Source organism: Planctomycetota bacterium (assembly GCA_039182125.1).
Taxonomy (GTDB): Bacteria; Planctomycetota; Phycisphaerae; order Tepidisphaerales; family Tepidisphaeraceae; genus JBCDCH01.
Map to the genome: position 1 here is coordinate 36671 of JBCDCH010000010.1, position 21794 is coordinate 58464.

General features: G+C 63.3%; 21 protein-coding genes and 1 pseudogene. 20 read left to right on the forward strand and 2 right to left on the reverse strand.

The window, feature by feature from the left end; genetic code table 11:
- Nucleotides 1-294: 294 nt before the first annotated feature.
- From lepA to AAGD32_04280, 8 genes and pseudogenes are all read left to right on the forward strand, one after another.
- On the forward strand, nucleotides 295-2085 hold the full coding sequence (gene lepA / locus AAGD32_04245) for a translation elongation factor 4 (GenBank protein MEM8873451.1): 1791 nt from the start codon (nucleotides 295-297) through the stop codon (nucleotides 2083-2085).
- 224 nt (nucleotides 2086-2309) lie between these two features.
- A pseudogene (locus tag AAGD32_04250) lies at nucleotides 2310-2750 on the forward strand (Uma2 family endonuclease).
- A gap of 9 nt (nucleotides 2751-2759) precedes the next feature.
- Nucleotides 2760-3251, forward strand: a complete 492-nt coding sequence (locus tag AAGD32_04255; protein MEM8873452.1) for a DinB family protein — start codon at nucleotides 2760-2762, stop codon at nucleotides 3249-3251.
- Nucleotides 3252-3350: 99 nt separating this feature from the next.
- The gene (locus tag AAGD32_04260; protein ID MEM8873453.1) at nucleotides 3351-3890 is read left to right on the forward strand and encodes a hypothetical protein; all 540 of its coding nucleotides are present in this window, start codon (nucleotides 3351-3353) and stop codon (nucleotides 3888-3890) included.
- Between the two features lie 73 nt (nucleotides 3891-3963).
- Nucleotides 3964-5001: a hypothetical protein gene (locus AAGD32_04265; GenBank protein MEM8873454.1), complete on the forward strand. Its 1038-nt coding sequence runs from the start codon at nucleotides 3964-3966 to the stop codon at nucleotides 4999-5001.
- Between the two features lie 88 nt (nucleotides 5002-5089).
- Nucleotides 5090-6664: a HAMP domain-containing sensor histidine kinase gene (locus AAGD32_04270; GenBank protein MEM8873455.1), complete on the forward strand. Its 1575-nt coding sequence runs from the start codon at nucleotides 5090-5092 to the stop codon at nucleotides 6662-6664.
- A 40-nt stretch (nucleotides 6665-6704) separates the two neighbouring features.
- The gene (locus AAGD32_04275) at nucleotides 6705-7157 is read left to right on the forward strand and encodes a response regulator (GenBank protein MEM8873456.1); all 453 of its coding nucleotides are present in this window, start codon (nucleotides 6705-6707) and stop codon (nucleotides 7155-7157) included.
- A gap of 56 nt (nucleotides 7158-7213) precedes the next feature.
- Nucleotides 7214-8209: a diguanylate cyclase gene (locus AAGD32_04280; protein ID MEM8873457.1), complete on the forward strand. Its 996-nt coding sequence runs from the start codon at nucleotides 7214-7216 to the stop codon at nucleotides 8207-8209.
- 14 nt (nucleotides 8210-8223) lie between these two features.
- On the opposite strand, the gene AAGD32_04285 is transcribed toward AAGD32_04280, so the two are convergent.
- The gene (locus AAGD32_04285; GenBank protein MEM8873458.1) at nucleotides 8224-9003 is read right to left on the reverse strand and encodes a Crp/Fnr family transcriptional regulator; all 780 of its coding nucleotides are present in this window, start codon (nucleotides 9001-9003) and stop codon (nucleotides 8224-8226) included.
- A 164-nt stretch (nucleotides 9004-9167) separates the two neighbouring features.
- Nucleotides 9168-10124 carry a sugar phosphate nucleotidyltransferase gene (locus AAGD32_04290; protein ID MEM8873459.1) on the reverse strand — a complete coding sequence of 319 codons (957 nt, stop codon included), beginning with the start codon at nucleotides 10122-10124 and terminating at the stop codon, nucleotides 9168-9170.
- A gap of 106 nt (nucleotides 10125-10230) precedes the next feature.
- On the opposite strand from AAGD32_04290, the gene AAGD32_04295 reads away from it, so the two are divergent.
- From AAGD32_04295 to AAGD32_04350, 12 genes are all read left to right on the forward strand, one after another.
- A complete protein-coding gene (locus tag AAGD32_04295) occupies nucleotides 10231-10671 on the forward strand; it encodes a hypothetical protein (GenBank protein ID MEM8873460.1) in 441 nt (146 codons plus the stop codon).
- A gap of 364 nt (nucleotides 10672-11035) precedes the next feature.
- Nucleotides 11036-11221: a Flp family type IVb pilin gene (locus AAGD32_04300; GenBank protein ID MEM8873461.1), complete on the forward strand. Its 186-nt coding sequence runs from the start codon at nucleotides 11036-11038 to the stop codon at nucleotides 11219-11221.
- Between the two features lie 179 nt (nucleotides 11222-11400).
- Nucleotides 11401-11580 carry a hypothetical protein gene (locus tag AAGD32_04305; GenBank protein MEM8873462.1) on the forward strand — a complete coding sequence of 60 codons (180 nt, stop codon included), beginning with the start codon at nucleotides 11401-11403 and terminating at the stop codon, nucleotides 11578-11580.
- An 18-nt stretch (nucleotides 11581-11598) separates the two neighbouring features.
- On the forward strand, nucleotides 11599-12189 hold the full coding sequence (locus tag AAGD32_04310) for an A24 family peptidase (GenBank protein MEM8873463.1): 591 nt from the start codon (nucleotides 11599-11601) through the stop codon (nucleotides 12187-12189).
- A gap of 29 nt (nucleotides 12190-12218) precedes the next feature.
- The gene (locus AAGD32_04315) at nucleotides 12219-12668 is read left to right on the forward strand and encodes a TadE/TadG family type IV pilus assembly protein (protein MEM8873464.1); all 450 of its coding nucleotides are present in this window, start codon (nucleotides 12219-12221) and stop codon (nucleotides 12666-12668) included.
- A gap of 319 nt (nucleotides 12669-12987) precedes the next feature.
- Nucleotides 12988-14073: a Flp pilus assembly protein CpaB gene (gene cpaB / locus AAGD32_04320; protein ID MEM8873465.1), complete on the forward strand. Its 1086-nt coding sequence runs from the start codon at nucleotides 12988-12990 to the stop codon at nucleotides 14071-14073.
- Between the two features lie 85 nt (nucleotides 14074-14158).
- On the forward strand, nucleotides 14159-16378 hold the full coding sequence (locus AAGD32_04325) for a pilus assembly protein N-terminal domain-containing protein (GenBank protein MEM8873466.1): 2220 nt from the start codon (nucleotides 14159-14161) through the stop codon (nucleotides 16376-16378).
- A gap of 79 nt (nucleotides 16379-16457) precedes the next feature.
- Nucleotides 16458-17594: an AAA family ATPase gene (locus AAGD32_04330; GenBank protein ID MEM8873467.1), complete on the forward strand. Its 1137-nt coding sequence runs from the start codon at nucleotides 16458-16460 to the stop codon at nucleotides 17592-17594.
- 316 nt (nucleotides 17595-17910) lie between these two features.
- Entirely contained in the window at nucleotides 17911-19167 is a 1257-nt protein-coding gene (locus AAGD32_04335) for a CpaF family protein (GenBank protein MEM8873468.1), read from the forward strand.
- A 46-nt stretch (nucleotides 19168-19213) separates the two neighbouring features.
- Complete coding sequence (locus tag AAGD32_04340; GenBank protein MEM8873469.1) at nucleotides 19214-20200, forward strand: type II secretion system F family protein; 987 nt, start codon at nucleotides 19214-19216, stop codon at nucleotides 20198-20200.
- A 19-nt stretch (nucleotides 20201-20219) separates the two neighbouring features.
- A complete protein-coding gene (locus AAGD32_04345) occupies nucleotides 20220-21170 on the forward strand; it encodes a type II secretion system F family protein (GenBank protein ID MEM8873470.1) in 951 nt (316 codons plus the stop codon).
- Nucleotides 21171-21242: 72 nt separating this feature from the next.
- Nucleotides 21243-21773 (forward strand): hypothetical protein, encoded by a 531-nt coding sequence (locus AAGD32_04350; GenBank protein MEM8873471.1) that lies wholly within the window; start codon nucleotides 21243-21245, stop codon nucleotides 21771-21773.
- Nucleotides 21774-21794: the final 21 nt, after the last annotated feature.

Here is a 21794-nt window from a genome sequence, read left to right on the forward strand (position 1 = left end):
GTGGCACGGGTCGCAGTTGTCTTGTGTGATCAGGCGCGGTTTGCGGTTGTCGGGGGCGGTCAGTGTCGGCGTGGAGCGGGTCGCCTTGGTTTGGGCTGGGAACGCCGACAAACGGAACACCCGGCCGGACCGGTCTGAACATGCACCTCGGCAAGATCGGCATATCTTGCTACTTTGGCATCGAAAATCTAGCCGGATTTTCATATTCCGCCTAATGCCGGGGTGAAAAGCGACGGATCGTCGGTGGCGCTACTATCGCAACGGATCGGCTCCAAAGGCCGATTTCACATCCGTATGCCCATCCGAAACTTCTCCATCGTCGCCCACATCGACCACGGCAAGTCCACCCTATCGGACCGCTTGCTCATGCGTGCCGGGGCCATCACCGAGCGCGAGTTCCGTGCGCAAACCCTTGACGACATGGATCTTGAGCGCGAACGCGGCATCACGATCAAGGCGTCCGCCGTCTCCATCAATCACCAGCACAACGGTGAAAATTTCCTGCTCAACTTCATCGACACGCCAGGCCACGTCGACTTCCATTACGAGGTCCAGAAAGCCCTGCAGGCGTGCGAAGGGGCGATTCTCGTCGTCGATGCGGCTCAGGGGGTGCAGGCACAAACTGTCGCGAACGCATACGCCGCGATCGAGGCCGATCTCGAGATCATCCCGGTGATCAACAAGATCGATCTGCCCAGTGCCCGCCCGGAGCACATGGCCGAAGAGCTCGAACAGGTGCTGGGCATCGACGCGACCGAGTGCATCTACGTTTCCGCCAAGACCGGCCAAGGCATCGATGAACTGATCGATCGCCTCTGCACCCAACTTCCCGGCCCGTCCGGAAAGGCCGACCAGCCGCTGCGGGCGCTGATCTTCGATTCGCTTTACGACGACTACCGCGGCGTGGTCGCTTACATCCGGGTCGTCGATGGCGAAATCCGCAAGGGCCAAAAGATCAAGTTCATGGGCCAGGGCGAACGCGAATATGTCGTGTCGTCGCTCGGCCGACACACGCCCAAGCGGACCGACATCGACGCGCTCAAGACCGGTGAGGTCGGCTACGTCGTGGCCAACATCAAGGAGCTCGGCGACGTCCGCATCGGTGACACCATCACCGACGCCGACAACCCCGCTCCCGAAGCGCTGCCCGGGTACGAGCCGGTGAGCCAGATGGTGTTCTGCGACTTCTACCCCGGTGGTCGGACTCAGTACGACGAACTTCGCGACGCCATGGACCGGCTCGTGCTCAACGACTCGTCCTTCTCGTTCAGCCCCGAGTCGTCCGACGCGTTGGGCTTCGGCTTCCGCTGCGGCTTCCTCGGCCTGCTCCACATGGAGATCATCCAGGAACGCCTCGAACGCGAGTTCAACATCGAGGTCGTCCAGACCGCTCCGACGGTCACTTACGAAATCGAGAAGGTCGACGGCGAGGTCTTTACGATCGACGCCCCGTCGCAGTTGCCCGACCCGTCGCACATCGAAGAGATCCGCGAGCCGTTCATCCGCATGGCGATCATGACCCCGGCCAACGGCGTCGGTGCGATCATGAAGCTCTGCGACGACCGACGCGGCGAGTACAAGAAGACCGAGTACGTCGGCACCGAGCGCGTGATCCTCACCTACGAGATCCCGCTCGCCGAAGTCATCTACGACTTCTACGACCGGCTCAAATCCGCCACCAGCGGCTACGGGACGATGGACTACGAAGTCATCGGCTTCCGCGCCGGCAACCTCGTTCGCGTCGATATCCTCGTCAACGGCGACCGCGTTGATGCCTTGTCCATGATCTGCCACCGCTCGAACGCGGAGCAGCGCGGCCGCAAGCTGCTGGTCAAACTCAAGGGCGAGATCGACCGCCACCTCTTCGAGATCCCCCTCCAGGCCGCCATCGGCGGCAAGATCATCGCCCGCGAGACCATCAAGTCCGTCGGCAAGAACGTCACCGCCAAGTGCTACGGCGGCGACGTCTCTCGTAAACGCAAGCTGCTGGAGAAACAGAAGGAAGGCAAAAAGCGCATGAAGCGCGTCGGCAGCGTCGACATTCCGCAGGGAGCCTTCCTCGCCATCCTCGAAGCGGGCGAGTGAGCGGCGACCAACGGGAGCTTCCGCCGGATGCGATTAGAGTGTTACAATCGTCCAATGGCATCCGTGACGGCCCAGCCAACCTCATCCATTGACTCCCCTTCACCGCGGGTTGAGCGTTTGACCGTCGAAGAGTTTGTGGCTCTACCGACAAAACCCGGTGCTGGGAAACGGGAACTCGTTGATGGAAAAGTGATCGAGATGGCCCCACCCGACTATGCCACGGGCGAAGTCAACTGTCGTTGGGTAAGTTGCTCGACACGTTCGTCGAAGAACGAAACCTTGGTGTGATCGTGCCCGAGGTGGCATTTGTGCTTCATCGGGAGCCGAGTGTGGTTCGGCTGCCGGACTTGGCTTTCCTGCGGCTCGATCGCGTCCCGCCTGATGACGTCGATAACGAAGGCCAGATCGAGGGGCCACCCGATTTGGCCATTGAGGTTCGGTCTCCCTCGGAACGCACTGCTGATGTGCAGGACAAGATTGACGATTACTTGGAATATGACATCAAAATGGTCTGGGTTCTCGACCGTCCACGACAGACACTGACGGTTTATCGTCGAGGGGTACCACCGGAAATTCTCGGCTTAGAGGACACCGTCGACAGCTACGAGATATTGCCCGGCTTTTCCGCAAAAGTGGACAGTCTTTTTCCGAGTCCACGTCGCTAAGCTTCGCGAATGATCCCCACCGCCCACCTCGTCGAACAGTTCAAGTACACCACCGAGAAGATGATCGAGATCGCCGAGTCGGTCGATCGCGAGCACTGGGCCTCGCAACCCGGCGGTGTGCGAAACCATCCGGCGTGGACACTGCCGCACTGTGCGATGGGCAACGGGATGCTGCTCGGATTCCTCGGCAAGGACGGCCTTTGTCCCGAGGCTTGGGGCGAGAACACCGGCAACGGTTCGATGCCCTCGATGGACCGCACCGAGTACCCGCCCGATGCCGACGTGGTTGATGTGCTCCGCAAACAGGCCGCGGAGATCACGGTCGAGGCAATCGAGGCCGCCGATCTTGGCGCTGAGATGCCGCATGAAGGCATGCGTGAGTTTTGGCCGACCGTCGGTCATGCCGTCGCATACATGCTCGTCCATCACCTCGCCGACCACAAAGGCCAACTCCTGGCTTGGCGCCGGGCCCTGAAGGCGTCGCTCGAACACGAGAAGTAACGCGTCGTCAGTGGCCGACCAAAGCGGCTACCTGTTCGGGCCGATAGTCGTCGTAGCGACAGGGCTGGCACTCACGCCAGCCGTCGCACGGAGACGATGATGCAATTCAATACCAACGGCCCCCTCGAACTCGAACCCGCTCCCAGCCACACCGTCGACGAGCAGAATCGCGGCATGCCCATCGGGGAGTTGCTGGTGGAGCGTGGCTTGCTCACCGACGAGCAGGTCGCCCACATCCTCGACGTCCAGCGGCGGGGCGGTCGGCCTTTCGGCGATCTGGCCGAACGGCTGTACGGCATCGACGCGCTGGCAATCGAGGACGCGTGGATTCAGCAGTACAAACTCATCGCCGGCGAGTGCGACCTGAAACAAATCGAGGCCGACGAGCAGTGTCTGCGGCTCATCAACCGCCGGCAGGCGTGGCAGTTCGGCATCGTCCCCATGAACCGCGATAGCGGCCACCTCAACGTCGCGACCGACGCGGACAACCTCGTGCGCGGGCTCAACTTCTCCACCCGCCATTTCGCCGAGCCGGTGAGCATGCTGCTCGCCGAGCGGGGGCAGTTGCGGGACTTTCTCATGCGGCACTACCCGGTGCCTGATCACATCAGCAAGTACGCCGATTCGCTACGCAAGTGATCCGGTTATGGGCCGCCGTGATTGGTTGGCAAGCGATTGACTTGCGCTGCGACCGAGGAACGATCCAAGCGTCATGCGATGGATCATCGCGGTCGCGCTAGCGACGTTGGGCATGTCGTTCGGTTGTAGCGAGAACGCCGTCAATCTCGGCGGTGGTGGTGTGCTCGCGATCGCCAAGCCCGACAACGTATTTGCCGATGAGCGGTACTTCACGCTCCTCGACGCGGAGATGCAAAGCGACCAGTTTTTCACGCGCAGCGAACGCACCTACGGCGATGCATTTGGCGGCCAATACGGGTTCGCGGTCGACGGCGAGTTGAGCGTGCCGCTCGGCAATCTCTGGCCCGGCGGCGACCAGGTCGGCGCGGTGCCGGGCATTTGGCAACTCCTCGCGTGGTACGTTCGCCCGCGGTTCGACGGCCCGGTCACGCTCACGCTTTTGCACGACGGCTCGCCGGTGAGTTCTTCCAAGCTCGACCTGCGTGCCGATCTCTGGCAGCCGATCGCGGTGGACCTCCAGCCGCTTCGCGACATGGGCATCGACCGCAGCGGTGGCTTGCTACTGCGACTGACCTTCGACGGGACCGCCGATGAACTTATGCTCGTCGACAACCAACGCGACCTCCACGACAACGGCTGGACCGTCGCCCAGCGAGGCCTGGTCCGTAACGCGGGCGGTATCGACCTGATCGGCGTTGAGCCCGTGGTCGAGGCCAACGACCTGCGATTCCGTGCCGGCGGTGAAACGGTGTATCGCAACGGCCAGCGCTACACGCTCGGTCGCCAACTGCCGACTCCCGGCAAGATCGTTGGTCCGGACGTCCGCGTGGTTCGCACAAGCCCGACCGACATCGACGGCGACGGGTTCGATGACGGCCGGGGCGCGTTCGTGCTGGTCGTCAATGAGCCACGCGCGGCGCTGATGCTCGAGCCGCGCCGACCGATCACCGACCCGGCGTTCGAAATGACCGGGCTGCCCCCCGGCGAGGTGATCGTGACGTTCGCCGGGGCGTTATCGGCCCAGCACACGCGATTGCCGGACGGGACGGTGCTCTTCGTCCTGCCCGGCACGTTCGAGCAGGCCACCCCCATCCAGATCCGCGTGAGGTGACATTAACTCCGCTTCGGATCACGCCGATGCGAAGTTTGTGGCTCGACGAAGTAAGTGGGCAAAACGTGATTGGGACCAGGAGTCGCTCGTGCGTCGTGCGCTAGCGCCGGTGTTCCGCAGTATCGGACTCGGTGGCAAGCTCATGCTCGCGACCACGGGGGTGCTGTTGCTCACGGTGTCGTTGTGCGGCTTCGGCATCCGTTGGGAGGCCGGCCGACAGCTCGACGCGATGCTCGCTCACCAAGCCCGGCAAAGCGCGGAAGCCGTCGCGTTGGCCGTGAGCGAGCCCCTTGCCGCGGGCGACGTCGATCGCATCAACGATATCCTTCACAGCGCGTCCGCACCCGCCGGCGTCGGCTTCATTCGACTCATCGACAGCAACAACCGCCCGGTCGCTTCGGCCTCCGTGGCGGACTACGAAAACGTGGTACATGGGACGTCGGTCGTCCTGCTCCCCGACCGTGGTGAGACCTCGCCGATGGGCACGATCACGGTCGGCCTCGACACCGCCGGCCACGACGCGGCGTTGGAGAAAATCGAAGCCCGTCTCATCGTTCTCGGCCTCGCGTGCTGTGCGCTGGGCCAGGTCTTGATCAGCTTGTTCGTGCGGCAGACGTCGCGCCCTCTGGCGGCGTTCGAGCGGGCCAGTCGCAAGATCGCCCAAGGCGAAAGCGTCGACACGTTCGACCTGCGTCGCACCGACATCCTCGGTGACCTTGGGCGCTCGTTCCAGCACATGGCCGACGAGATCGAGCGGCAACGCCAGTCGGTCCAGCGAGTCAACAGTGAACTCGCCCAGGTCAACCGCGAACTGGAAACACGCATCGCGCACCGGACGACCCAGCTCGAAACGGCCAACGGTCGCCTTGCGGGGGAAATTGCGGAGAAGGAAGACTTTCTCCGTGCCATCAGCCACGACCTCAACGCGCCGCTCCGCAACATCGCGGGCATGGTCACGATGCTTCGCCGCAAGGCCGGTGACACGCTCAGCGACGACACACTCCACCGCCTCGATCGGATCGAAAAGAACGTCGAGCACGAGATGGACCTCATCAACGAGTTGCTCGAACTGTCCCGCATCAAGACACGCCAGACCGACTTCGCGGAAATGGAGTTGGTGAATCTCGAGCAAATGGTCTGGGACCTGCGGGGCATGTTCGAGAGCGACCTGCGCGAGAAGCACATCGAGGTCTCGCTGGCGACCGCGCTTCCCAAGGTCCGCTGCGAACGCCCGCGCATCCGGCAGGTGCTCCAGAACCTCATCGACAACGCCATCAAGTACATGGGCGACGGCTCGCTTGACGACAACGGCGTGGTTCACAAGACCATCTCTGTCGGCTGCGTCGTGCGGCCCAACGAGGCCGAGTTCTTCGTCCGTGACACCGGCAAGGGCATCGCCGCCGAAGATATCGACAAGGTGTTCTACGTCTTCCGGCGCGCGTCCAATCACGGTGACGCGCAGGGCAAGGGCGTGGGACTTGCCAGCGTCAAGAGCATTGTCGAAACGTACAACGGAACGATCTGGGCCGAGTCCGAACTGGGCAAGGGGACAACGTTCCGGTTCACCATCAACGCGAAGTACGTCGAGGCCGGGCTGGCCAAACAGCCCACGTCCGACGCTGCCCCGATCAACCCGGCCAGCGTATCGGCCGATGCAGCTTGAAGACCCCGTTGGGAACGCTGCCCCAAATCAAAGGTGCTTTATGTCCAGGAAGACTGTTGAATTTGGTAAGCCGCCGGTTCGGATCATGTTGATCGACGACGACCCGGACTGCCGCATGCTCGTGCGCGATGCGCTCGATGAGACCGGCGTGAACTTTGACGCGACCGAGGCGGAGAACGGCGCGGATGCGTTGGCAGTCTTGCGGCGCGGTGCGCCGCCGGATCTGATTTTCCTCGACCTCGAAATGCCGCGGATGGACGGGCTGGAGACGCTCGAGCGGATCAAGTCCGACCCGCGTTTGCATCATGTTCCGGTCGTGATGATGACCGGCGTCGACGATGCCGAGCGGATCAATGCCGCCGCGGAGCTCGGTGCCAACAGCTATACCGTCAAGCCCAGCGATGGGGCGACGTTTATCGACATGGTCCGCCAGTCCGTGGGGTACTGGCTACAAGTTCACCGTCGGCCGGCCAGGACCGGCACTGACGGCTGAGCAGGCGTTTGTCTTGCTCGTGATTCGATCGGACTTTGTATCGGAGATCCCACCCCGTGCCCACTGCACCTGAACAACCCGACCGGCTCGCCAGGCTCCTGGTCATCGAGGATGATCCGGACCAGCTGGAGCTGATGACCGAGACGCTCGAGGACAGTCTCGGCGAGGGCTGCGTCATCAGCGCGGTTTGCCGCAAGGACGCGCTCGGACATGATTTCCAGGCCTTCGACCTGATCCTCACCGACTACAACCTGCCCGACGGGACCGGGCTGGAGATGCTCGCCGATATCCGCGCGACCTGCTCGACGCCCGTCATCATGGTCACCGGCGAGAATGCCGTCGACATCGCCACCAGCGCGATCCGCAACGGTGCGACCGACTACGTTGTCAAGACGCCCGACTACATCGACACCGTCCCGCTCGTCGTGCAGAAAAGCCTCGCGATGACGCAGATGTTGCGTGAGCGCGAAACCGTTCACCGGCAGGCGTTGTCGCAGTTGCAAAGCGACGTCCAGCGTGCCGAGCAGGAGGCCGCGACCGATCCGTTGACCGGGTTGTACAACCGCCGGAACTTCGAAAAACACCTCAACCAACTCTTCGCCGAGTGCCAGCGTTATCCGAGCAATCTCAGCGCGGTGATGCTCGACCTCGACCACTTCAAATCGATCAACGACACGCTCGGCCATCAGGTCGGCGACGACATGATCGTGCTGGCCGGCAAGACGATCGCCGAGGTGCTGCGAACCATGGATGTCGCGAGTCGGTACGGCGGCGACGAGTTCGTTCTCTTGTTCCCGAAGGCCGACGCACAGACGACGGCGGGGATCATGCAGCGGTTGCGTAACTCGTTCTGGAACCGCAGCGGCCAAGCCTTGGCCCGCGAGGTGGGCCTGACGATGAGCATCGGCATCGCCGACGTGGCGGGCAGCGGGGTGTCGACACCCGAGGCGCTGATCGCCGCGGCGGATGAGGCGCTGTACCGCGCCAAGGCGGCCGGCCGTGATTGCATCGCCGGGCCAGACTTCACCATGCCCCGTGCCGACGCGGCGTAGTTAAGGCAATCCAATCACAGCAGGGCGGCGAGATCGCTGGGTGCGAAGGTCACGCGATTCCGGCCGGTGGTCAGCACGTTTCTCGTCCGCAGCTCGCCGAGGCACAGGCTAACCGATTCACGCGCGACGCCGATCGCCTGTGCGATCTGGTGGTGCGTGACGCGTAGTTCGATCGTGCCGTCGGAGAACGCGGTGGCGGCAGACGTTTTGCTCAGCGTGAGCAGCTTGCGAACGAGCCGGCGGTGACAGTCGTCGAACATCAAGCTCGTGGCTTCGGTACAGGCGTCTTCGAGCTTGGCCGCGAGGTCGCGGGTAAACGCAAGCAACGCCGCCGGCTCATCGGCCAGCGCCGCGAGCAAGCGATTGACGTCGATGCTGCTCACCACGGCCGGGCCGTGGGTCACGGCGCGGAGTTCTGCCTGCGGTTTGCCGGCGACGGCGGCGAACCCGAACCAATCGTCCGGGCCGAGAATGGACACGAGCCGCTCGCCGCGGAGCCCGGTGGGGGTGTCGGCCAGACCCTGCTCCGGCCGCGCTTGCTCGGTATGCGAGATGTCGTGGTAGAGCCGAACTTGTCCGCGGTGGATGAGGAACACTTCGTCCGCCGGCTCGTGAGTGTCGACGATCGTCTCGCCGTCGTGGAACGCACGACGCTTGGCGTTGACCGCCGGGCTGGCCACGATGCTCTGGGCGAGCCCGGGATTGAGCGCTTGGCTCGTCGCCAGTCCCTGTCCCGACCGCAACGGCTTCTCGTTACCCGACTGTCCCGAAATGTGATGGCTTAAAATTTTCATGGGATGCTCCGCATCAACCACAAGCGTCCAATACCGCGACGAGTTTTGCAGTTACCGGCGATTACTGCGGCGTGTCACCACCTTTACGCCATTCGCCATCATGTTGTACGCGGGCGGGCGTCGATGTGTTCGCGCCATCGCAAAATGCGGTCGGAACTGAAAGCTCACACGCGCTGCTGGGTCGCGAGGATCCGTGCGATGGATTCGCACATCTCCTGGCGGTGTTTTCCGGACAGTGCCAGGCCGAGTTGCGTCTCCATCAATCCCAGAGGGATTCCGGTGTCGTAGCGCTGGCCCTGGTTGATGACGGCCCAGTACTTGCCGCAGTTGGCGCGGAGGTGTTCCTGGCTGGAGGTGAGCTGGATTTCGCCGCCGTCGCGGAGGTCGTTGTCGATGTGGTAGCCCAACGAGTCCATAATCGCCGGGGAAAAGATGTGGATACCGAAGTGGCACAGGTAGTTGCCCGCCTGTAGGCCCGGCGTCGTGAGTTTCGCGCGGGCTTCCTCGATGCTGGGCTTTTCGATGATCAACTCGGCCTTGTAGATGCCCGCGTCCTGGTCGACGGGGTTCCCCTTGATCGTGCCGAACAGGTGTAGCTGTTTTTCAAGCGTCGGCTGCACGCCGGTCACCGCGTCGAGGCCGTACTTCTCGAACACCTTCACCAGCTGCAGCACGCAGCGGTCCTGCACGTCGGAAATGTAGACGTGGTCGCCCAGCAGCAAGACGAACGGGTCGTCGCCGACGAAGTCCTTGGCTTGATATACGGCATGGCCAAAGCCCTGCGGGTCGTGCTGGATGACGTAGGAGAGCCGCTCGCCGAGACTGCCGAGGCGTTCGGATTCGAGGATGGCCCAGTCCTTGCCGCGATACGCGCGGACGTCCTTGTCGTCGAGACGTTTGAAGTAGTTGCGTAGTGCCTCGTCGCCGCCTGGGCTGCAGACGATGCAGATCTCCTCAATGCCGGATTCGACGCACTCCTCAATGATGAGTTGGAGCGTCGGCTTGGTCAGCCCGTCGCGGTCGACCAGACTCAGCATCTCTTTCTGAACCGCCGAGGTGGCCGGGTACTGGCGGGTTCCACGGCCGGCGGCGGTGATGACGGCTTTGCGTACGCGGGACATGGTGGGCAGGGTAGTGTTTTCGCACGTCCGGGGAACCGGCGTCGGCGTGATTCCCCGCTTGATTCCCCGCTTGATTCCCTGCGTCGAACGGCAACGATCATCGGCCATGCCCGAGACCTCCACCGCCAACGCCGCCATCCCCGAGTTCGCCCGTGATCACGGCACCAAGGGCAAGGTGCTCTCGGTCGACGGCGACACGCTGGTGTTCGCACCCAGCGGCACGACGTACAAGTTTCACCTCGACGCGGCCGGCTTCGACGGCGCGACCGCCAAGCTGCTCAAGGGCGCGGTGCAGGTGAAGGCTCGCAAGATGTACAGCGTGCCCAGCGGCGGAAACTTCATCGCCCCGATCGTCGGCGAGCCACGCACGGTGCAGGGCCGCGTCATCGCCGGTGATGACCGGACGTTGGTGCTGCATGCGGGCTGCACGGTCATCGTCGAACTGCCCCGAACGGCCGACGCGATCGACCTCAACAGCGGGCAGATCGAGACCGGCATGATAGTCAACGTCGTGTGCGTGCCGGGTGCGAAGTTCGTGGCGTACTGATTTTCTCACCGCCCGATAACGCACTGTTTTCCAGGGTTGTTTCGCGCGAAAACCGGCCTGAGCTTCCCTAATCGGGCTTGCAGGTCAGCAGTTCGTGTGCGCGTTCGTCGTGAGCGGGAGAACCTGTTGGCTTGCAATCAAGCTGACCCAATTCGAAGTCGATGTTGGAAATGCAACCCCGATCGTTTCGGGGCGGATCGGTCCGAGCGGATCGGTTTGGCGCAATAAGCGTTTGTCCCTGGGGCCGATGAGTTGCCCGGCGAAAATGCTCCGGCGGTTGTCGGCAGGGGAAAGACATAAACGTCCGCGGAGCCGGCAACGTGGCAACGCTATTCGGCCCAAGGACACCATCGGGAGAGTCATCATGAAGACTTTGAAGAACCAGTTCGATCGTCTTGTCAAGGACGAGCAGGGCGGCGAGATGCTCGAGTACGCTCTGATCGCCGGTCTGATCGTTGTCGCCGCCATCGCCGTCATTGGTCTGGTCGGTAAGCAGGTCAAGGCGACTTGGACGAAGATCAACACCGACTTCACCTCGGCCAGCTCCTAAGCGGGCGACCGACCAACCAGAGTCTGGCTCTTTCGTTGCCAACTCGATTCACGCCCCGCACCGCTTGATCGCGGTGCGGTGGCATTTACCGGCCTGGCCTTTCCGCCAAGCAAGGTTCAGCGCCCGCCGCAACCAACCGATGTCAGCCATGGGGAGCATTCGTCAAAAACGGAGTAGAAATGCTGAGTTCTCTCGAGCGATTGGTACATGAAGACCACGGCGGCGAAGTTCTGGAGTACGCGATGGTCGTCGGTCTGTTGATCGTTGCTTCGATCGCGGTATTGCTGACCTTCTCGGCCGCGCCGGCGAAGATGTGGAAAGCCGCCCAGGAAGAGTTCGCCACCGGTGCTCCCGAATAGACCGCCGAGTCCAACACCATGAACCTCGACTGGCTCACATCTCCCCCGACCGACGCCCCGTTGATCACGCTGGTGCCGATGCTCGCGCTATTGGCCTACGCGGCGGTGACCGACATTCGGTCCCGACGCATTCCCAACGCACTGGTCGCGATCCTGCTGCTCGGCGGGTTGGGACACTCGTTCTGGCACGGCGGGCTCGCCGGCTTCGGCTCGGCATGGCTTGGGTTGCTGCTCGGCTTCGGGCTCACCTTTCCCGCGTTCGTCGTTCGTGCCGTGGGTGGGGGGGACGTCAAACTTCTCGCCGGCGTCGGCGCATGGTTCGGGCCGCTGGGCGTGTTGAGTGTTTTTTGCATCAGCGCGATCTTCGGCCTCGTGATCATTCTCGCCCAGTCCGCCAGGGCCGGCACGCTCGGGCGTCTGTTCAAGAACACCGCGCTGCTCATCGGACAGCTGATCAACGTCCGCAAGATCGGCGTCGACCACGTCGCCGATCTGGGCAACCACGTCGCCACCGCCGAGACCAGCCGCAGCGTGGATAAGCCGCTGCCGTACGCCGTGCCCGTGTTATTGGCCGTGCTCACCGGCCTGGCCTGGCCGTTGTTTGTATGACAGGTTTCGGACACTCAAAGGACTGACCCATGTTCAGGAAGCTCAAACAACAACGCCGCCAACGCAAACGCGGCGTTAGTGTGCTCGAAACAGCACTGGTCCTGCCGCTGCTCGCGGCACTGACCTTCGGGATCATCGAGTACGGCTATTTCTTCTACGTCCACCACTCTGTCCAAGGCGCGGCCCGCCAGGGCGCCCGCGCCGGTGCGGTCGATGGCGGAACCAACACCGACGTCAACGCCGCCATCGCCCAAGCCATGGATAACGCGTCTCTCAAGAACATCAACTACACCGTGAAGATCCACGACGGCAGTGGCACGGTGACTGCCGCCGAGTCGGCCTCTGCCGGTTCGTCCGTCGCGGTCGAGGTCGATATCAACTGGCAGGACGCCTCGCTCGTGAAGCTCGGCAGCTTCGCGTACGGCGCGATACTCCCGTCGAAGGTTCACGGCAGCACGGTTATGCGGAAAGAGGGCTGACGCCTGGGACGCATCTCCGACGGCCATCAACATTTTGGGAGGAGCCGACGGCCCGACACGTGAGTGTCGGGCTGTTCGCGTTGTCGCGGGTCCATTTCTTCAAAATGCCAACGTCCGAGAAACGTCGAGATTCCCCCTGCAGCACTGGGCTGGGGCGGGTGCCGGGAATTTCGATTTGTCGGGGACGGCCGTCTCAACCGGTACAGGCGTATCGCCGACGCAGATGTTGGAAACGGATGTGTTTTCGTTGCGGCCCGTGCCCGGCGAGCGCTCCGGAGGCAGTGCATCGAAACGACCTCAGACAAGACCGAGGATAGACATGAATCTCAAGATCTGGTTACCCCTGATACTGGCCGTCGTGCTCGGCTTGGTCGCGGCCTTCATGGCCCTGAACCTCGCGAGCGCCCCAGCGGCGGCTCCCGAGGTCGAAGCACCCCAGTACGCCGACATCGTCGTGACCGTCCGGCCCATCCCGGCCGGCACGCGCATCACGCCCGACGCCTTGCGAGTTTCGCGCGTCGAGATCGAGAACGTCGCCCCGGGCGCGTTCGCCGATCCGAGCGAGGTCGCCAAGCGTATCGCACTGGTCAGCTACGGCGAAGGGCAGACCGTCCTCGCCGACCAGACTGCGGACCCCGAAAGCCCCGCCGGTATCGCCGCGCTGCTTTCGCCCGGCACCCGCGCGGTCGTCGTGAAGATTGACGACGAAATCGCCAAGAGCGGTGTGCTGATGCCCGAGAGCCGCGTCGACGTGGTCGGCACCGTGTTCGGCTCGGGCGAGTTGCCCGACATCAGCCGCACGTTCGTGAAGGACGTGAAGGTCATCGCGATCGGCCGGCAGACCAGCCGACACCTCGCCGAGAATGGCGAAGGCACCGAGCCTCAGGAACTGCAGACGCCGACCGCGACGCTGGAAGTGACCACCGAAGAAGCGCAGGTGTTGGAACTGGCCTTCCGCAGTGCCAAAGCCCGCCTGGTGCTGCGGCCCATGAACGACGGTGAGCCGATCGAGATTCCGGCCTTTACGCTTAACGACCTTCGCGGTCAGAGCGACTTCGGCGACGAGCTCGGCTTTGCCGGCGTCGGTGCCGACAACGACCCGTTCGCCGAGCGTGACTTCGACGCCCAGGGCGATGCGGACATGTTCGCCGACGTTGCCCCCGAGCCGAAGACACGCCAAATCACCGTCATTCGCGGCGGCGTCGAGACCCGGATCACCGTGCCGGTCCGCGAGAAGAAAGCGGACGCCGAGACCGAAGCCACGCCTGCCGCCGGTGAGGTTGAGCCGGTCACGCCCAAGACCCCTGGCAGTTTTTGGACCTGGATGTGGAACAACGAAGAACGGGACGAGCAAACACCGGTGATCGCCGGCGATCACACCGGCTTCGAGGAACTGACCGACTAATCGGGTGCTCCGTCGCCCACCCCTTGCGCCGTGCGGCTTGCCGGCGCTGACCCAAATACGACTGACACCCTCACGGGACAAAACGATGAGCAACCTGAACCAAGACAACACCCAGACGCGCAAGGTTGTGCCGGCCATTCTGATGGCGGCCGGTGCGGTCGGCCTGATCGGCCTCGCGGCCCACAGCATGTTCAACGGCCCGGCCGATGCGCTGTCGGCGTCGCCGGACTTCCTGGCCGAGACCGCGATGCTCCAGAGCGAAGTGAGCGATGAGCCGACCAACGAGGTCGCCGCGATCGCAGCTCCCATCGATATCCCCGCCGACACGACCGACGAAACGGCGATCGGTGCCCCGCGGTTCGTCCGCGACGCCGTCGCTACCGCGATCGCCGCGCCCACGCCTGTCGCGGAAGCCGAGACGTTCGAGGAGATCGTCGACCCGTATGAGGTTGTCGAGGCCGACGGTTTCGAGAAGCCGATCGATCAGATCGAACTATCGACCGTGTCGCTGACCGACATCGTCGCGGACGCCGAACCGCTGGCCGAGCCTGTTCCGACGCCCGTCGTGATCGAAACACCCGCGCCCATCAAGGTCGCCGAGGCCACCGAAGAGATCGAGCCGGCCCCGCTGGCCGACATCGACGGAGCCACTGACAGTTTCGTCCGCGAAGGCCTCTCCGAGCGGGGGGATGTGCGTATGCCCGTCGCCGGTTCGCAGGTCATCACGACCAACCGGCCGTTCACCCGCGTGAGCGTCGGCTCGCCCGACATCGCCGAGGTCAATCCGCTGGGCGTCGACTCCCTGCTCGTCACCGCCAAGGCCACCGGCCACACGCAGCTCATCCTGTGGGACGAGGACGATCAGAGCGAGATGATCCAGCTCGCGGTGGAGCCGGACTTTGCCGCACTTCGGGATGCGATGCTCGTGGCGTTTCCGAACGAAGACATCAGCATCACGCCGGTCGGTAACACGATCGCCTTGCAGGGCCGCGTGTCGGACATCGACACCGCCGAGCAGATCCTCGAAGTCGCCAGTACGTTCGCCGATGAAGTCGTGAACCTGCTCGAAATCGGTGGCGGACAGACCGTGATGCTTCGCGTTCGGTTCGCCGAGGTCAGCCGTGACATGTCACGCGAGTTGGGCATCAACTTCGGCTTCCAGGACGGACCGACGATCTTCGGCAGCAACATCGGCGCAATCGCCCCGATCGGCCAGGCCGGCGGTTCGATCATCACGCCGCTGGGCAGTTCGCCGGGCGTGCAGGCTTTCGCCACCGGCAGCATCGATGGCGATCCGTTCTTCGGCTTCGTCAACGCGCTCAAGGAGGCCAACCTTCTGCGGATGCTCAGCGAGCCGAACGTCACCGTCATGAGCGGCCAGAAGGGCACGATGCTCGCCGGTGGCGAAATCCCCGTCCCTGTGCCGCAGGAAGAAACGATTACGATCGAATACAAAGAGTTCGGTGTGCGGCTCGACTACGTGCCGACCGTGCTCGGCGACGGGCGTATCCGTCTCAAGCTCGACACACGTTCCAGCGACCTCGACTTTGCCCGAGCGGTCACGATCGCCGGCCTGCAGATCCCGGCCCTGAACACCAAGGAAAACTCGACCACGGTCGAACTCGCCCCGGGCCAGACGCTGATGATCGGCGGGCTGCTCGAGAGCCGGGTCACCGCGAACCGCTCGTCCGTGCCGGGCCTGGGCGAACTTCCGATCGTCGGTGCACTGTTCCGTTCGGTTCGCTACGAGCGTGCCGAGACCGAGCTAGTCGTGATGGTCACGCCGACGCTCGTTGAAGGGATGAACCCGGACGTGACACCGGAAGTCCCCGGCGATCGCTGGCGGCACCCGGATGATCTTGAACTCTTCGGGTTCGGCGAGTTCGGTGAGGACATCTCCAACAAACCCGAGCCGGCACCGGTGGTCGAGCCCGTCGTCGATGGTGAAGTAAGCGATACCGAAACCGTGCTGGCCAACGAAGGCGAAGCAGAACCCGACGTCACCGAAGTGATCGCGGTCAAGGAAGACGAAGACGTCATGGTTGAAGACCAGGCCGTCGAGACCGACACCGTGCCCGCCGCCGAAGACGCGAAGCTCGAAGCACCGGCCGAGGTGGAAGAAGCGATCGAGCAGAGCACCGAGGCGATCGACGATCAGCCCCGTCGCGAGACGGCTGCACCCATGGTCATCGAACCCGCCACCGCAAAAGACGCCGCCGAGCCGACGCCATTCTCGGCGACCACGCAACGCGAGCTGCCCACCGGGCCGCGCTTCATCGGGTTCATCGGCTTCAGCGAAAAATAAGCACGCCCACCCATCCACGCACGCAAGTAGTTAGACACGCAGCAATCCGCCGGCAAATGACCGGCCAATAGGACAAACCATGTTCATTCAGCTCTCCGCCATCATCGTGGACTCCGACGCCGAAAACCGCGTCGAACTGTGCGAGTTCCTCAACGGGCTCGGCGTCAACGTCGCCCAGCAACTCGACAGTGTCGAGCACCTCGACACTTACCTCGCACGGTCTGAAGCCCCGCAGCTTGCGATCGTCAACCTCGATCCCAACGCGGCGGACATGCTCCACACGATCAGCGACCTGCCGGGTAAGTACCCCGGCGTGGCGTTCTTCGTGATGAGCCAGGTGCTCGATCCTCAGTTGCTGATGGACGCGATGGCCCACGGCTTCCGCGAGTTCGTTCCGCTGCCAATCCAGGAACAGAAGTTCGGCGCGAGCCTTGAGCGTGTCGCCAAGGTTCACAACGTCGGCCGCAAGGGCAAGATCATTCAGGTCATCCCGACGATCGGCGGCTGTGGTAGCACCACCGTTGCGTGCAACATCGCGGCGAGCCTCGCCGAACAGGGCAAGGCGTGCCTCGTCGACATGGACTTGGTTCGTGGCGGCTGTGCCTCGGCCTTCGACGCCGAGCCGCGCTACAACCTCGCCGATGTGATGGACAATGCCCAGCAGGTCGATCCGCAAGTGCTCGATCGTGCCCTGTGGGTTCACGAGAACAGCGGCCTGAACATCCTGCCGCGCCCCGACCTCCCCGAGGACACCCAACGGATCAACCAGGCCGGCATCAACAAGCTGATGAACCTGCTCGGCCGCATGTTCGACTACACCGTGGTCGACTCGGTGATGAGCATCGACCCGGTTTATTCGACGACGATCCAGTTGGCCGACATGAACGTGATCGTGATGCAGCTCAACGTGCCTAGTGCGCGTAACGCGGAACGTTTCGTAGGCACGCTCCGCCGCATGGGCGTCGAAAGCAGCAAGATCAAGGTCGTCGTGAACCGCTATGTGAAAAAGGGCTGGGACATCAATCCGCGTGAGGTCGAGAAGGCCCTGGGGTTGGAGATCGCCTGGATGGTGCCCAACGACTTCAAGAACGCGATCGCCGCGATCAACTATGGCGAGCCGGTGGTGCTGCGTGCGCCGCGTAGCGAGATTTCACAGTCACTGCGTCAGTTCGCCAACTCGATCAACGCGCTGGCCGACACCAAACAGGCCGCCTGAACCCGCTGCCAAGTCGGACACCGAATTGGACACTGCAGTAGCCACACCGAGGACATAAGCCATGGGCCTATTCACCAAAAGCAGCGGCGTCACGCTCCCGGACCCCAAGATGCTCCCGAGCTTCGACGGAAAGAAGGAAGACGATCAGCAGGCCGCGCCCGAATCCGCGCCGTCTGCCAAAGCACCTTCGCCCGCGTCGGGAGGAGACGGTGACAAGCCGGTCTTCAGCGCCGCCGCCCACGCCGCCGCCGAGGCCAAGCGGACCAAACTCGTCGTCCCGCCGGCCGCCCCCGAACGCCAGCAGAAGCTCACGCAGATGAAGGTGCGCATCCACCAACAGTTGGTGGATCGGCTCGACATGCAGAACATGCGCAACCTCCCCGCGGACGTCGTCCGCGCCGAGGTGCGCAACCTGGTCCGCGAACTGTGTCGCGATGAAGATTCGTTGCTCACCGGAAGCGAACAGGAAACGTTGATGGAAGAGGTGATGGACGAGACGTTCGGTCTCGGCCCGCTCGAAACCATCCTCAAGGATCCCAAGGTCAGCGACATCCTCATCAACCGCCATGACCAGATTTATGTCGAGAAGGGCGGCAAGCTTGAGGTCTCCGACGTCAACTTCCGCGACAACACCCACCTGCGTCAGATCATCGACCGCATCTGTGCGGGCGTGGGTCGGCGCGTGGACGAAACCTCGCCGATGGTCGACGCGCGTTTGAGCGACGGCTCTCGTGTGAACGCGATCATCCCGCCGCTGGCACTCGACGGTTGTGCGATGTCGATTCGTCGCTTCGGTTCCAAGCCGTTGCAGTTGGAGGACCTCATTCGATTCGGGGCGTTCCCGGCGGAAGTGATGGACTTCCTCGCCGCCGCGGTGCAGGCCCGCTGCAACATTCTCATCTCCGGTGGTACGGGTTCTGGTAAGACGACGCTATTGAACTCGCTGAGCCGTTACGTGCCGGCCGACGAACGTGTGATCACGATCGAGGACGCCGCGGAACTGCAACTGCAACAACCGCACGTCGTCCGCCTCGAAACCCGCCCGGCCAACATCGAAGGCAAGGGCGAGGTCACCGCTCGCGAGCTGGTGAAGAACTGTCTGCGTATGCGTCCGGACCGGATCATCGTCGGCGAATGTCGTGCGGGTGAGGCACTGGACATGCTCCAGGCCATGAACACCGGTCACGACGGTTCGATGACCACGATCCACGCCAACACGCCACGCGATGCCATCAGCCGTCTCGAAGTGATGATCGCCATGGCCGGCTACGACATCCCCGTCCGCGGCATGCGGCAACAGATCGGCAGCGCAGTCGACATCATCGTTCAGGCTCGCCGACTCACGGGTGGCCCCCGAAAAGTCACGCACGTTACCGAAGTCGTCGGTATGGAAGGCGAGCAGATCACCATGCACGATCTGTTCCGGTTCAACCAGGACGGCATCGACGAACACGGCAAAGCCCGCGGCCACTTCGAAGCCACCGGCATGCGACCTGCCGTGAGCGATCGCATCGAACACCGCGGCATCCGCCTGCCCGCCGACATGTTCGAGAAGCGGCGGATCGAAGTGTGACACGTTCCAGATTGCCTGTTCGATTTACTTCCGACACGTTCCCGCCATGAGCCCCATCATCCTCACCATCTTCGCGTTTCTCGCCGTGGGTTGTCTCGTGTTCGGGGCAACGCAGGTGATCCTGTCGATGACCGACAAGGACGCCAAGCAGCTCAAACGGCGTCTGGACCGCACGGAGAAACCCAAGGAAGCCGAGGACAAGCAAGGCCGACTCGTCGACCCGCGCTCGATGATCATCAGCGCCGAGGACGACTTCCCCGGCTGGACGGCCAAGATCGCCAAGTACCGTCTAGTTCAGAACGTCAGCCAGTTGCTTGTGCAGGCGTACCCGGACTTCGGGCTCGACAAGTTCTTCTATCTCGTGGCCGGCTTCGGCGGCGGGGCGGCGCTGATCGTCCTGCTCTTTACCGGATCGGCCTTCGTTGCGTTGGTCGCGGCGATCATGTTCGGGCTCATGCCGTTCATGTGGCTCACCCGCAAACGCAACAAGCGTCAGCGGCTCATGGAAGACCAGATTCCGGACTCGCTCGACTTCCTCGCCCGAAGCCTCAAGGCCGGCCATTCGCTCTCGACCGGCTTCCAGATGATGGGCGAGGAACTGCCCGCGCCGATCAACGAGGAGTTCGCCCGCGCCTACGACCGGCACTCGCTCGGCACGAGCATGGAGGACGCGCTCAAGCAGATGATCAAGCACGTCGAGTCGACCGACTTCGCGTTCTTCGTCACCGCGGTACTCATCCAACGCCAGACGGGCGGCGACTTGTGCAAAGTGCTCGAGAACATCTCCGAGATGATCCGCCAGCGCATCCGGCTGCAGAAGTCGGTCAAGGCCAAGACCGCCGAAGGCCGCTTCACCGGCTACATCCTCACCGCCTTCCCCGCCGTTCTGTTCGTGATTTGCTACGTCATGGCACCGGACAACTGGGGCGTGCTGCTCGAAGACTCGTTGGGCCAGATGATGCTCGGCGGTGCGTTCTGCATGCAGCTCATGGGGCTGTTCATGATCCGCAAGATGACCACGCTCAAGGTGTAACCCGCACGGGGATTTTCATATGACACACTCACTTCTTCATCTGGCCGCGTCCGGTGCGATGCCGATCATGTTCGCCATCTGTGCCGCGGGGACCGTCGGCCTGATCGCTTATGGTGTCGGACAGCTCGTGCTTAGCGGTACGGGCAACAAGCTCGGCGACCGCCTCCGCGGTGGCAAGGGGCAGGCCGTTGCGATCACCAAGGAAAAGCCGTCGGCCGCCACCCACATCAAGGCGCTGTTCCAGAAGGTCGCCAAGCCGTTCCTGCCCGAAGACGGCGGCGCGCTCGGCAACCTGCGAGGCAAGATGATCGCCGCCGGGATCTACTCGCCCAGCGCGGTGCATGTGTTCATCGGCTTCCGCGTCGCCGGCCTGATGGGCGGGGCCATCCTCGGATTGCTACTCGGTTCGATCTTCGGGAAGTTCGCGTTGTTCATCGCCGTGTTCGGCTTCATCGGATACTTCCTGCCCAGCTTCTGGCTCAAGAACAAGATCAGCGGCAACCAGAAGGAGTTGCAGTTCGGCCTGCCCGATGCGTTGGACTTGTTGGTGGTTTGTGTCGAGGCGGGCCTGACGATCGACGCGGCCATGCAGCGCGTGGCCGAGGAGTTGTCCGTCGCTCACCCGGCGATCGCGCGTGAGTTCGGCATCATGAACATGGAGACCCGTATCGGCATCGGCCGGTCCGACGCGCTCAAGAACCTCGGGCAACGCACGCAGAACCCGCCGTTGCAGGGTCTGGCCGCGATGCTTGTTCAGGCCGAGCGGTTCGGCACGAGCGTCTCGACCGCACTGCACGTCCAGGCCGATAGCCTCCGCCAGCAACGCCACTTCAAGGCCGAGGAGAAGGCTGCCAAGGCCACGGTGAAGCTTAACTTCCCGTTGGTGTTGTTCATCTTCCCGGCCACGTTCATCGTTCTGCTCGGCCCGCCCGTGCTCGGCTTCCTGTCCGGCATGTCGCAGGCGCAATAACCACGCCCCGGCAAAGTCGACCCGCCCGATCACCGATCCCATCCAAAGACACACCCGCCAGAAAGAAACGTCATGACCTCCAAGCTCACCAAAATCCCGTTGATGATCGGTACCGCGACGGTGCTGATCGCCGGCTGTGGCAAACTCCCCGAGAGCAACGACAAAGCGTTCTTCCCCGAGCGCGACGATCGTCACGCACTGCTCATGGCCGAGCGGCAGGCGGAGATCGGCGCCGCCAAGGACGGCACGCTCTACGCGTTCCACTTCGACGGTGACGAACTCAACAGCCTCGGCCGGCAGAAGCTCGGCCGGATTGATCGCGGTACGTCGCCGGCGGCCGACCTGACGATCTATGTCGATATCGACATCGACGACGATGCCACCGACGCCCGCAAGGCTTCGGTCGCTGCGTACCTCGACACCCTCGGCGTTCCGGTCGATCGCATCGCCATGAACGACGGCCCGAACCCGCGTACGCATTCGGTCGCCAAGACGCTCAAAGCCGAGGCAGCCGGCGATCTCGGTCCGGCCGGGAACGACACCGGCGGAATCGGCGGCGCGACCGGGGGTGGTGAAACGCCCCAAAAGGGCGGGCCGCTCTGAGTGGTTCACCACTGCGGTAAG